13 protein-coding genes are annotated in these 12,676 nt (G+C 49.5%); 4 read left to right on the top strand and 9 right to left on the bottom strand.

Annotation, left to right across the window (positions count from 1 at the left end; translation table 11 throughout):
* Nucleotides 1-46 precede the first annotated feature (46 nt).
* From ACO0LN_RS15155 to ispD, 7 genes are all read right to left on the bottom strand, one after another.
* Entirely contained in the window at nt 47-817 is a 771-nt protein-coding gene (locus ACO0LN_RS15155) for a hypothetical protein (protein ID WP_422975136.1), read from the bottom strand.
* 9 nt (nt 818-826) lie between these two features.
* Entirely contained in the window at nt 827-1,429 is a 603-nt protein-coding gene (locus ACO0LN_RS15150; protein ID WP_422975134.1) for a hypothetical protein, read from the bottom strand.
* On the bottom strand, nt 1,426-1,704 hold the full coding sequence (locus ACO0LN_RS15145) for a DnaJ domain-containing protein (RefSeq protein ID WP_110253570.1): 279 nt from the start codon (nt 1,702-1,704) through the stop codon (nt 1,426-1,428). Before ACO0LN_RS15145 ends, ACO0LN_RS15150 begins: the two co-directional genes overlap by 4 nt.
* Before the next feature lie 129 nt (nt 1,705-1,833).
* Nucleotides 1,834-2,313, bottom strand: a complete 480-nt coding sequence (locus ACO0LN_RS15140; protein WP_422975131.1) for an FKBP-type peptidyl-prolyl cis-trans isomerase — start codon at nt 2,311-2,313, stop codon at nt 1,834-1,836.
* A gap of 309 nt (nt 2,314-2,622) precedes the next feature.
* Nucleotides 2,623-2,895: a DUF4404 family protein gene (locus ACO0LN_RS15135; RefSeq protein WP_422975129.1), complete on the bottom strand. Its 273-nt coding sequence runs from the start codon at nt 2,893-2,895 to the stop codon at nt 2,623-2,625.
* A gap of 67 nt (nt 2,896-2,962) precedes the next feature.
* On the bottom strand, nt 2,963-3,466 hold the full coding sequence (gene ispF, locus ACO0LN_RS15130) for a 2-C-methyl-D-erythritol 2,4-cyclodiphosphate synthase (RefSeq protein ID WP_422975127.1): 504 nt from the start codon (nt 3,464-3,466) through the stop codon (nt 2,963-2,965).
* A gap of 10 nt (nt 3,467-3,476) precedes the next feature.
* Nucleotides 3,477-4,205, bottom strand: coding sequence for a 2-C-methyl-D-erythritol 4-phosphate cytidylyltransferase (gene ispD, locus ACO0LN_RS15125; protein ID WP_422975125.1), 729 nt, complete (start codon nt 4,203-4,205; stop codon nt 3,477-3,479).
* Nucleotides 4,206-4,331: 126 nt separating this feature from the next.
* On the opposite strand from ispD, the gene mfd reads away from it, so the two are divergent.
* Together mfd and serB are read left to right on the top strand one after the other, a co-directional pair.
* Nucleotides 4,332-7,763, top strand: coding sequence for a transcription-repair coupling factor (gene mfd, locus ACO0LN_RS15120; RefSeq protein WP_422975123.1), 3,432 nt, complete (start codon nt 4,332-4,334; stop codon nt 7,761-7,763).
* Nucleotides 7,764-7,826: 63 nt separating this feature from the next.
* The gene (gene serB / locus ACO0LN_RS15115; protein WP_422975121.1) at nt 7,827-8,675 is read left to right on the top strand and encodes a phosphoserine phosphatase SerB; all 849 of its coding nucleotides are present in this window, start codon (nt 7,827-7,829) and stop codon (nt 8,673-8,675) included.
* 80 nt (nt 8,676-8,755) lie between these two features.
* On the opposite strand, the gene ACO0LN_RS15110 is transcribed toward serB, so the two are convergent.
* On the bottom strand, nt 8,756-9,259 hold the full coding sequence (locus ACO0LN_RS15110; RefSeq protein ID WP_422975119.1) for a hypothetical protein: 504 nt from the start codon (nt 9,257-9,259) through the stop codon (nt 8,756-8,758).
* Nucleotides 9,260-9,457: 198 nt separating this feature from the next.
* Nucleotides 9,458-10,057, bottom strand: a complete 600-nt coding sequence (locus ACO0LN_RS15105; RefSeq protein ID WP_422975117.1) for a hypothetical protein — start codon at nt 10,055-10,057, stop codon at nt 9,458-9,460.
* A 187-nt stretch (nt 10,058-10,244) separates the two neighbouring features.
* Here ACO0LN_RS15105 and ACO0LN_RS15100 point away from each other — a divergent pair, with 187 nt between their 5' ends.
* Together ACO0LN_RS15100 and ACO0LN_RS15095 are read left to right on the top strand one after the other, a co-directional pair.
* On the top strand, nt 10,245-11,312 hold the full coding sequence (locus tag ACO0LN_RS15100) for a phosphotransferase (protein WP_422975115.1): 1,068 nt from the start codon (nt 10,245-10,247) through the stop codon (nt 11,310-11,312).
* A 69-nt stretch (nt 11,313-11,381) separates the two neighbouring features.
* A complete protein-coding gene (locus tag ACO0LN_RS15095; protein ID WP_305260073.1) occupies nt 11,382-12,641 on the top strand; it encodes an acyl-CoA dehydrogenase family protein in 1,260 nt (419 codons plus the stop codon).
* Nucleotides 12,642-12,676: the final 35 nt, after the last annotated feature.

Genomic DNA, 12,676 nt, shown 5'->3' with positions numbered 1-12,676 from the left:
GCAGAAAAAATCCTGCCTGCCACGTACATCAAAATAACATCAACAATTACAGGGCTGACTCTTCGTCATCATCCTTGTCATCACCATCATCATTGTTTTTAGGACGTTCTTCCTGCTCTTCTTCAGCAACGCCCTCGCCGCCTTCCAGCAACTCATCTTGCGCCAGGCTGGCTTGGTAAGCCTTGTAACGTGCACGCAATTTCATCAGCACTTCGCGGAAGATTTCTGGCAATTCATAGCGCAGGATGTAAGTCACCTGCATCCAGTCATGATCTTCCAGATTTGCCATGTCCAAAGGCGATGCCAGGCTCTCGGTGTCGCGGGTCAGGTTCAGCAGATCATCATCACGTGCCTGGGTTTTGTTGTCGTCGCCATATTCATACAAATCGAAAGTCGCGTAGCGGTAGAAATGCTCTACCATTTGCGCCCTGTCGAGCAGGTAATCAACGAGAGCGTCATAGCCACCATCTACTTCGGCGATTTCATACAAAAATTCTGCCGGATCAGCACCGTCACGGAAAATGACGGAATTGACCATGCCACGCAATTGCTCATGAGTCTGGTCGCCATAGCGACGTTCCAGCACCACTGCCTGGGCAAATTGTTCAGGAGTGACCAGCAGGTTCACCAAAGACTCTTTGGACGCATCGTATTCACGAATAATCGCCAGCAAATCCTTGGCGGGGAATTCATCCAGGGCAGCGACCAGCGCTTTGTCGCCTTCGGTTTCGGCCAGATTGGCCAGCGCATGTTCAGCACCGGCGATGTCACCCGCCTTGACCAGGCTTTGGGCTTCGATTAATGCAGGATAATTCATCTGTACTCCTTATTCTTTGCGGTCAAAACCTTGCTCAGCCAACCAGTCTGCACCGGCTTCGCCCAGATCATAATCATCACCATCATCACCGTCATCGCGACCATGTCTGCCATATTGGCCATCAAGATCGCCATGTTCTTTCAACTCTTCATTTTCCTCATTAGCTTCTTTATCTTCATCCTCGTCAGCACCTGCCGCATCGCTGGCACCAGCCTTGCGTGTGGTATTGCTGCGATTCAGATATTCCAGCGCTGCCGCTGTCACCAGGAAAGCTTCGCCGTCAGGGTCTTTCAGGACGATGCGGCTCAGTGGTTCAGCCCAAGGTTCCAGCTTGACTGCTGCCGACAAAGTTTTCCAGGAAAGGAATTTACCTGCCTCTTTGGTGATCAATGATTCCATCGTCAATGGATTCATGAAAATGAAGCCCTGATGGAAAGCGACTGCCAGCATTTCAGGGTTGCTGGCCATCATGGGCAGTAACATGGGCAGTTGTTCAGCCTTTTCACGCAACCTGGCCTTGAGCACGTTTTTGCCCTCGGAATCGGATTTTAAATCCTCCAATTCAGCCTTATAGAGCGGAATAATATCTTCAAAAAAACGTGACAATTTCACTGCAATACTCCTGATAAATAATTTTTCCAGATTTCGGTCGCTGTCTCGATAGGAGAATCCAGCAAATTGCGCCTGCGATTTTCATCATAGGCAGTACGCGCCGCCTCGTCCGACAAGATATCGTAAGCTTCTTTGACCGCATGGAATTTTTCCGGCGCCAGTTCAGAATCATTCCTGTCTGGATGAAACTCTGCAGCCTTTTGACGAAACGCCTTCTTGACGTCTGCCAGACTCGCGTTGGTGGCAATACCGAGAATAAAATAATAGTCTTTCATACACACCCTTGGCTTGCACTTGGACTTGAATTGACACTGCAGATCAGCAGCGAAGAACAAGGGAAACCATGTGTATGGATTCCCCTATGCAGGAACAAGCCAGAATTCAGCTATTCCTGTGCATGCATATTAATGGTGATGACCATGTTCGCCATGCACGTGACCGTGCACAACTTCTTCATCGGTCGCTTCACGGACATCCAGCACTTCTGCATCGAAACGTATGGTCATGCCAGCCAGGGGATGGTTACCATCGACAGTGACCACGCCTGCATCGATAGCAGTAACCCGGAATTGCATGGTTTCGCCGGTTTCTGGCTCACGTGTTTCAAACATCATGCCAACTTCGATATCAGGAGGGAAAGCACTGATATCTTCTTCGCGCACGAATTCTGGATCAAATTCGCCAAAACCTTCTTCAGGTGCCAAAGTCACAGAGACTTTATCGCCAACGGCTTTACCCTCCAGCGCGGCTTCCACTGCTGGCAAAATATTATCATATCCACCATGCAAATAAACGATGGGCTGCTGATTCTGGTCTATGACCTCGCCCTCAGCACTGAACATGGTGTAATTCAAAGTGACAGCGGTATTTTGTATGATTTGCATGACAAATAAATAGAGTAATTGCGCATTAATGCGACAAGATTGAAATGAGTAACCTATGAGAAGCCCACATACCTAGCCATATATAGCCTACAAGCACTCATTTCAATAGGCTAACCGTGTATTGTAGCAGAGCTACCCTCTATTTTTGGCGTTTGCTATCTTTGTTCTTCTGTCTCTTCGATACGAGATACTTTTTCTTCAACAGTCGCCAGGGATCTGGTTCGGCTACAGCGCAATCTTATTTCCCTTTAAATAATAAAAAAACCGCCAAAGGCGGTTTTAAATTGGGACTGGATTGATGAAAGCTTGTCAAACACCAATTTTTTCAAGCATGGTACCCAGTTCACGCAAAGCTGGTTCCAGCTTGGGATGCTGTGCAGCAAATTTCGCTGAGAGAGCCTGCGATCGCTCACTCAAGGCCGCGAATACAGGGTCATCTTGATTTTGCGTGGTTGCCAGGACGTGTTGAATATCCTCATTCAATTTCTCCAGCAAGGATTTCAACTCATCATCAACAGCTTCAGTACTTGCCAGTTCTTGATGCAACAGGCGCAGCAAATGTTTCAATTGCTCTCGTTTCATATCATATCTCCTTGATGGAACATTCTTAACTTCGTTGCAGCTTAGCTTTTTGCAGCTTACTTGCAGTCTAGTTGCTGACTCGCGGAAAAACCAGTACCACGGCTTCGGCAGCTATGCCCTCTTCCCTACCCAGATAACCAAGACGTTCATTGGTTTTTGCCTTGATATTGACCTGATTGACACCGACCTGCATATCCTCTGCAATATTTGCCGCCATGCCTGCAATATGCGGAGCCATCTTCGGTGCCTGGGCAATGATGGTGGCATCCAGATTCCCCACTTCATAACCTGCAGCATGAATACGCTTGACGGCTTCACGCAATAAAACGCGCGAATCGGCACCGGCAAAACGGGTATCGGTATCCGGGAAATGTCTGCCTATATCACCCAGGGCGACTGAACCGAACAGTGCATCGGTAATCGCATGCAATAACACATCCGCATCTGAATGCCCAAGCAAACCTGTAATGTGCGGGATAGTCACCCCACCGATAATCAATTTACGACCTGGCACCAGTGCATGACAGTCATAACCCTGACCTATTCTGAACGGTAACATCTTATTTTGCATCAAGCTTCCTTTATTCTTCCGGGCTATTCAAATACTGGGCAATCAATGCAATATCGCTTGGCAAAGTCAGCTTCATGTTTCGCACATGTCCTTCAACCAGTATGGGGGCATGGCCAGCCGCTTCAATAGCACTAGCTTCATCGGTGACCTGATCCGCTGCATCCAGGGCGTCGCACAACAACTGATAACGGAACATTTGCGGGGTCTGTGCCATCCACAAGCCATCACGCGGTATGGTTTGCACTTTGCCATTTTGTACTCGCTTGACGGTATCAACCACAGGCAAGGCAAGCAAGCCGCCGACTGCATCATCAGCAACACTATCAATTAAATGTTGCAACAAACCTGATGTCAACCCTGGCCTGGCGGCGTCGTGCACGAGTACCCAGTCCTGATTGCTCAAAGTATTGGCTAATTCGCTCAAACCATTTCTAACCGTATCACGACGGCTGGCACCACCACAGCGCAAGACGCTCAGGTTTTCTGCTTTTGCCAGATATTCATCGACATACGCATCATTCGGGCTGACGATAACATAGGAATGCTGTATTTTTGAGAAACCAAGAAATGCATCGACAGTGTGCTGCAAAACTGATTTACTACCTATACGCATATATTGCTTAGGTGTACTTGCACCCATACGCGAACCCACGCCTGCAGCAGGAATCAGCGCAATATAGCGAGGCGTATTTGCCACCTTTTCAGCTTCAAAATGATGTTCTTGCAATTGTTTTTCCATGAATGTCACAAGCTCTTGAAGCGACCCCGATAAGAAAGAGCCCCTTCGTTTATAATTAGGCGCTCATTTTAACCGCGTATCTTGTTCCGTAAGCAGCTTTTACGGCATCCCACATGTATAGCCGCAATGTCATTTGATTTCAGCAAATCCTTAGCAAAACCCGGCCATAAACTGGCACTCCCCAATTTGCATGGTTCTTCCGATGCTTATGCCCTGGCGCAAGCAGCGACGGCGCTCAAGGCTGACAAGCGCATGCTGACCATTTTTGTCGCCAACCCGGGAGACGCCCAGCGTCTGCTGGATGAAATCCCCTGGTTTAATGCGGAACTGCGCTGTCATTTGCTGCCAGACTGGGAAACCCTGCCTTACGACGCCTTTTCCCCGCATCAGGACCTGGTGTCTGAGCGCCTGGCCAGCTTGCATGAAATCCAGAATGGCAATTGCGATGTCTTGCTGGCACCGGCAACGACGGCTTTGCTACGCATGGCGCCGCCCTCTTTCCTCGCAGCCTACACCTTCTTTTTTAAAAAAGGTGACCGTCTTGACGAGGCGAAGCTAAAAACCCAGCTGACACTGGCAGGTTATAGCCATGTAAGCCAGGTTATGTCGCCGGGTGAATATTCTGTGCGCGGTGGGTTGATCGACTTGTTCCCCATGGGTTCGGCCCTGCCTTACCGGCTGGATCTGTTTGGCGACACCATAGAAACCATACGCACCTTTGATGCCGACACCCAGCGTTCGCTCTACCCTGTGCCGGAAGTGCGCTTGCTGCCTGGGCGCGAATTCCCTATGGATGAACCAGCCCGAACTGCCTTCCGCAGCCGCTGGCGCGAAACTTTTGAAGGTGACCCTTCACGTTCCAGCATCTACAAGGACATAGGCAATGGCATACCTTCAGCCGGTATAGAATATTATCTGCCGCTGTTCTTTGAGAAAACCGCTACCCTGTTTGACTATCTGCCAGAAGCGCCGCATTTTGCCTTGGTAGGCGATATCGACGATGCCATTCGACGTTTCTGGAACGATACCCGCTCACGCTACCAATTTTTAAAGTCTGACCGCGAACGCCCGGTACTGGCACCAGAAACTGTATTTTTACGCGACGAAGACTTCTTTGCTGCGATGAAACCGCTGGCACGCTGGACTATCGCGGCCATAGACAAAGCCGCTGCGGCTTCTGAAGTATCCAGCTTTTTACCAGATATCGCCGTCAATCGCCGCGCGGACGATCCGCTGACGAACTTGCGATCCTTCTTGCTGCAAACAGATAAACGCGTGATGATTTGCGCCGAGACTTTGGGCCGGCGCGAAACCTTACAGCAATATTTCACTGAATACGACATCCGCCTGAGCCTGTGTGAAGGTTATACTGACTTTGCCACAGCAGATGCCAAACTGATGCTGGGCGTTGCGCCTCTGCACGCCGGCTTTGTGCTGGCAGATGGCCTGGCCTTTATTACCGAAGCTGAATTGTACGCCGGTAGTGGCAAGCGCATAGGTCGCAAAAAGCAGGAAGCTGTCACCCAGGTCGAGCACATGGTGCGCGATCTGTCAGAACTGAAAATTGGCGATCCTGTCGTCCATAGCAACCACGGTATAGGCCGCTACATGGGCCTGATCAGCATGGATCTGGGCGAGGGTGAAACTGAATTCCTGCATCTGGAATACGCAAAAGACACCAAGCTGTATGTGCCGGTATCGCAACTGCATGTCATTTCTCGCTATTCCGGTGCTTCGCCAGATGATGCACCTTTGCACAGTCTGGGGTCAGGTCAGTGGGAAAAAGCCAAGAAAAAAGCCGCGCAACAAATTCGCGATACTGCCGCCGAGCTGTTGAACCTGTATGCCCGTCGCGCCGCGCGCCAGGGTCATGCCTTTGAATATTCTGCGCGTGACTACGAAGCCTTTGCAGACAGCTTTGGCTTTGATGAAACGCCAGACCAGGCCGCCGCCATCACCGCCGTGATTGGAGACATGACCTCCGGCAAGCCCATGGACAGGCTGATTTGCGGCGACGTTGGCTTTGGCAAGACAGAGGTCGCCCTGCGTGCCGCCTTCGTTGCAGTCATGGGTGGCAAGCAAGTCGCCATCCTGGCACCTACCACCCTGCTGGCAGAGCAACATGCTCAAACCTTTGCTGACCGCTTTGCCGCCTGGCCAGTGAAAATTGCTGAACTATCACGCTTCCGTTCTGGCAAGGAAATCAGCACCGCCATGAAAGGCATGGGCGACGGCACTGTTGATATCGTCATAGGCACGCATAAATTACTGTCTGACGACGTCAAATTCTCGCGCCTTGGCCTGGTGATTATTGATGAAGAACACCGCTTTGGTGTACGCCAGAAAGAAGCCTTGAAGGCCTTGCGTGCAGAGGTCGATGTATTGACGCTGACAGCAACACCGATACCCCGTACCCTGGGCATGGCACTGGAAGGCTTGCGTGACTTTTCTGTCATCGCGACTGCACCGCAAAAGCGTTTGGCAATCAAGACCTTTGTACGCGGCGAAGATGATTCCGTCATCCGCGAAGCCTGCTTGCGTGAACTGAAGCGTGGTGGCCAGGTGTATTTCCTGCACAATGAAGTGGAAACCATAGAAAACCGCAAGGCCATGCTGGAAGCCCTGCTGCCAGAGGCACGTGTCGTCGTGGCACATGGCCAAATGCATGAGCGTGACCTGGAAAAAGTCATGCGTGACTTTGTGGCCCAACGCCATAATATTTTGCTGTGTACCACGATTATCGAAACCGGCATCGACGTACCAACCGCCAATACCATCATCATGCACAGAGCCGATAAATTTGGCCTGGCGCAGTTACATCAATTGCGTGGGCGCGTAGGTCGCTCGCATCACCAGGCCTATGCCTATTTGCTGGTGCATGATGTGCAAAGCTTGACCAAACAGGCCAATCGTCGTCTTGAAGCCATCCAGCAAATGGAAGAACTTGGAAGCGGCTTTTACCTGGCCATGCATGACCTGGAAATTCGTGGTGCTGGTGAAGTGCTGGGTGATAACCAGTCTGGCGAAATGCATGAGATAGGCTTCCAGATGTATTCCGACATGCTTAGTGAGGCTGTACGCTCGCTGAAGAATGGCAAAGAACCTGACCTGGCTGCACCATTATCTACGACAACAGAAATCAACCTGCACATCCCTGCCCTGCTGCCGAATGAATTCTGTGGTGACGTGCACGAGCGCCTGTCCATCTACAAGCGCCTGGCCAATTGCAGCAGCGCCAATGGCATTGATGATATGCAGGAAGAAATGATAGACCGCTTTGGCAAATTGCCGGAACCTGTTAAATCACTGCTGGAAACACACAGACTGCGCGTCGCAGCCAAACCTCTCGGCATCATCAAGATAGATGCGCATAGCGAAGCAGCAACCCTGCAATTTGAACCCAAGCCGCCGATAGACGGCATGCGCATCATAGAACTGGTGCAAAAGAACAAAAACATCAAGCTCAATGGTCAGGACAAGCTGCGCATCACTGCCGCCATGCCCGACCTTGCCAGCCGCGTAGCCCAGATCAAGGCTACCATCAAGGCACTGCACTAATTAGTTGAATAAAATAAGTGAATAAAATCAGCAAATAAAATAAGTGAATAAAAAGAGACGACTATGCATTTGACCATACAAGGCCTGAACAATACGCTCAGCAATAACACCGCACTCATCCAGGATATCACCAGCCAGACCAGGGCAAAACTGGTGCAATTGAATGCCCAGGCAGTGCGTCTTGATGATGCAGAATATGATGAACAGATCTTGAGTGCGATACGCGAACGCTGCTTTGCTGCTCAACTGGATATCACGGCTCTGGATCAGCAACTTGCCATGGCAGATTTCAAGCTGGTCGCCATGGACATGGATTCAACCCTGATCACCATAGAGTGCATCGATGAAATCGCTGACATGCAGGGTCTGAAACCGCAGGTAGCAGAAATCACCGAAGCCGCCATGCGCGGCGAGCTGGAATTTCAGGAAAGCCTGATCCGTCGCGTCGCCTTGCTCAAAGGACTGGACGCCAGCGCCCTGCAACGCGTATATGACGAACGCCTGCAATTATCCCTGGGCGCAGACCAAATGCTGAAGACCATACAGCAAGCTGGCCTCAAGACCTTGCTGGTATCCGGTGGTTTTACTTTCTTCACCGACCGCATGAAGTCCCGCCTGAATCTGGACTACACTCACTCCAATGTACTTGGAATTCAGGACGGCAAACTGACCGGCAAAGTCATAGGCACTATCGTCGATGCTAATGAAAAGCAAAGAACCGTGGAACGCGTCTGTGCCGAGATGGGCATTACCACCAGCCAGGCCATCGTCATGGGTGACGGTGCGAATGACTTGAAGATGATGAAAATTTCTGGCTTGTCAGTCGCATTCAGGGCCAAGCCTGTGGTGCGTGCACAGGCCGATGTGGCCCTGAATTTTGTCGGGTTGGATGGGGTATTGAACTTGCTTTGAACAAAGTTGTTTGTTTTATGGCTTGCCTAGGCAGGCATCAAACTGGCGTAGGCCACTGATCTATTTTTGCTTATTTGAGCTTATTTGCTCATATTTGATACCAGCACTTTCAAGTGATTAGCAGGATGCACGGGATCGCGGTTTCTTTCGTTTACCCTGGCAACAGAATCCGGCTTTTCCAAATATTGCTGATAAGTTCTTTTCGCATGTATGTAATCATTGTACGTTAGAGCTATCCCGCCATTCCATGTCAAACCCAATGGAATACCCTCAAACTTTTCAAGAAAGTCGGCTAGTCCTTCTTTTATGATCAGTTCGGGATATTCATTCTTTTTTATTTTAGCTTCTACGAGCAAATGTAAATTGTTTTTGAAGGCCTCCCATGTTTCCATGCTGACCCCAGCCTGTGCACTGACTTGTCCCCTTAATTTATCAAGATCAACGTCAGTCAGGGACTTGGGTATTGATGTATACGATGTCACATTGGGTTTACTGGCATCAATAATCACATAACCAGGGGCTGCTTTCACTGGCATAGATGTGATCAGAAAAATAGTGAAAACGACAATGATATTTCTGAGCATGTGCATTTCCTTGCAGGGTAGATTTGTAAAAGAAATACAAGTCTGCAGTATTGAACCAGACTCAACAACAAGCCGCTTAAAAGTCTCGTTTTTTTATACAGCGCGTATTATCAAAAAACCGTCATGGGCGAGTCTTTGAGTGTCGCAATTGAAGCACTGAAACTACTTTAATACACTCATATGCAAATAATGCTGCCATCAACCTATTGTGACTAAAAGGCTGCAACGACTTTGCTCGGCTTTTGTTAAAGCACGCAGTAGTAAATCAACTGCAAGGACAGCGTTTTCATCGCCATTCAAAATTCCTTCAAAAGAATTAATCTCGGTTTTCAACTCGATAATTTCGTGAGGGTAAAGCCAGGACAAGCAAAATATTCCGTCCGGTGACTTGAAAGAATAGTCTGGGCATGCAACTACAGTGCGCCCTTCAAACAAAAGCATTTGATAGTAATCAGATGCAGGATTAGAACAATTAGGCAACACCTCTGAAAGCGCACCTGGATAATTGTAATGTTTTATAGGCGAGCTGATATATTCATTTTGCTCGTTATGAAGTAGGTCCCAATACTCGAAAACAATCTCATCGATGAGCTCTGCTTCTTCGATATTCGAAGTAATGAGCGCAGCGGCGCCTCTTTCGACGATGTCCAATACTTTTTCTTTAAACATTTTAGGGAAATCGTCTGGCCACTCTTCCATAATTGGAAAAATTTCTTCTGAAAATTTCTTGATGTCTGCGAGAAAGCACTCCCGAAACCCATCGGCTCCAACCAACTGGTATTTAACACGTATTCCCATTACTCGTTTCCACTTATGTAAAATTCATCTCCAGATAATATAACGGTATCAATGGGATGGACAAATACGACTCAAATAATAGTACGGACGTTCTATTATTTGAGTTAGAATAGTTTCAGCTCATCCAGCACATCCACCTGTGCCAGGAGTAAGATCATACAAAAACTGAAACAATTGGGAGACACCGATGTTTGAAGAATTCATGGGCACCATGCCGGTAGCAGACCGTCAAAAATTTGATGTGGCGGCGCTGGCAGACTACATGCGCCAGCATGTGGAAGGTTTTGACGCTAGTCTCGCAGACAAGCTGGTGGTGGAGCAATTCAAGGGCGGGCAATCCAACCCTACTTTCAAACTCAGTGCGGGTGATCAGCGCTATGTCATGCGTGCCAAACCTGGTCCGGTCGCAAAACTGCTGCCTTCTGCCCATGCGATCGAACGTGAATTCAAGGTCATGAATGCCTTGAACAAGGCAGGCTTCCCGGCAGCTCGCCAATATGCCTTGTGTGCGGATGAGGATGTCATAGGCCGCGCCTTCTACATCATGGAATTTGTTGATGGCCGTGTGCTGTGGGATCAATCGCTGCCCGGCATGACGCCTGCGCAACGGGCAGATATTTACGATGAAATGAATCGCGTCATTGCCCAATTACATACCATAGACTACGCCGCCATAGGCTTGGCCGACTACGGCAAGCCGGGCAATTATTTCGCCCGTCAGATTGACCGCTGGACCAAACAGTATCATGCTTCCGAAACTGAAAAAATCGAAGCCATGGACAAACTCATAGAATGGCTGCCGCATAATATCCCACCTGGTGACGACACCAGCATCGTGCATGGTGATTACCGACTCGACAATATGATGTTCCACCCAACTGAGCCACGCATCATGGCGATACTGGATTGGGAACTGTCAACGCTTGGTCACCCCCTTGCTGATTTTTCTTATCATTGCATGAGCTGGCATGTAACCCCCGGTCAGTTCCGCGGCATTGCCGGCCTTGATCACAAGGGATTGGGCATCCCCAATGAGCAGGAATACATTGCCAAATATTGCGAGCGTACCGGTAAAACCATACGCCAGGAAGATTTCAATTTTTATCTGGTCTATAACCTGTTCCGCATGGCAGGGATCTTGCAAGGCATCATGAAACGCTATGTCGATGGCACAGCATCCAGCGCCCAGGCCAAGAAATCAGGAGAAGCGGCACGCCCCATGGCTGAACTAGGCTGGAGCTACGCTAACAACTAATCATCATTTCAGACTATAAATTCTTTCAGGTCCAGAGCAGCGCAAAACGACAATATTATTGGAGACAACATGGAATTCGAATACTCAGATCGCTGTAAAGACTTGCAAGGCCGGCTCTTGCGTTTCATGGATGAGCATATTTATCCCAATGAAAAAGCCTATAAAGAAGAAATTGACCGCAATGGGCTGGAAAAAGGCAATCGCTGGATCGCCACCCAGATCATTGAAGATTTAAAACCAAAAGCGCGTGCACAAGGGTTGTGGAATTTATTCTTGCCAAAATCGGTACGTGCGCCAGAAGGCTTGTCGAACCTGGATTACGCTCCATTGTGCGAAATCATGGGTCGTGTAAGCTGGGCGCCGGAAGTATTCAACTGTTCAGCACCTGACACCGGCAATATGGAAACCATAGAGCGCTATGGCAGCGAAGAGCACAAGAAGCAATGGCTGGAACCACTCTTGCGTGGTGAAATCCGCTCTGCCTTTGCCATGACCGAACCTGGGGTTGCTTCATCAGATGCCACCAACATCGAAACCCGCATCGACCGCGATGGCGATGACTATGTCATCAATGGCCATAAATGGTGGATATCTGGCGCAGGTGACCCGCGTTGTGCCGTGTACATCCTGATGGGTAAGACAGACTTCAACGCTGCGCGCCATTCACAACAATCGATGATACTGGTGGATGCCAAAACTCCGGGCATTACTGTGGTCCGCCCTCTCCCGGTCTTTGGTTATGATGATGCGCCACATGGCCATTGCGAAATCCTGTTTGAAAACGTGCGTGTGCCTGCATCGAATATTCTTTTGGGTGAAGGTCGTGGTTTTGAAATTGCCCAGGGTCGTCTCGGCCCTGGCCGCATCCATCACTGCATGCGCGCCATAGGAGTCGCAGAACGCGCACTGGAATTGATGTGCAAACGCCTGAACAGCCGCACTGCCTTTGGCAAGAAGATTTCTGAACAAAGCATCTGGCGTGAGCGAATTGCCGAATCGCGCATACAAATTGATACGGCACGTCTGCTGACCTTGAAGGCAGCTTACATGATGGATACCGTCGGCAATAAGCATGCGCAGGCAGAAATCGCCATGATCAAGGTATTGGCGCCGAACGTCACTCAGCAAGTGCTGGACTGGGCCATACAAGCGCATGGTGCGGGCGGTGTTTCTGGCGATTTCCCGCTGGCGGCGCAATGGGCTGGCAACCGCACTTTACGTCTGGCAGATGGCCCGGATGAAGTGCATAGAAATGCGATCGCCAAACTGGAGTTGGCCAAACATATCAGCCTGACTGAAGATCTGGGCTTGCCAATTACACGTTCCTGAATAAATTCAGATTGAATCAGTGCGCAATTCGTTGG

It is taken from the genome of Undibacterium sp. TC9W, assembly GCF_049339865.1.
In the GTDB taxonomy this organism is placed as follows: domain Bacteria; phylum Pseudomonadota; class Gammaproteobacteria; order Burkholderiales; family Burkholderiaceae_D; genus Undibacterium.
The sequence above is the reverse complement of the archived record's forward strand: the minus strand, read 5'-3'. Positions and strand labels throughout refer to the sequence as shown.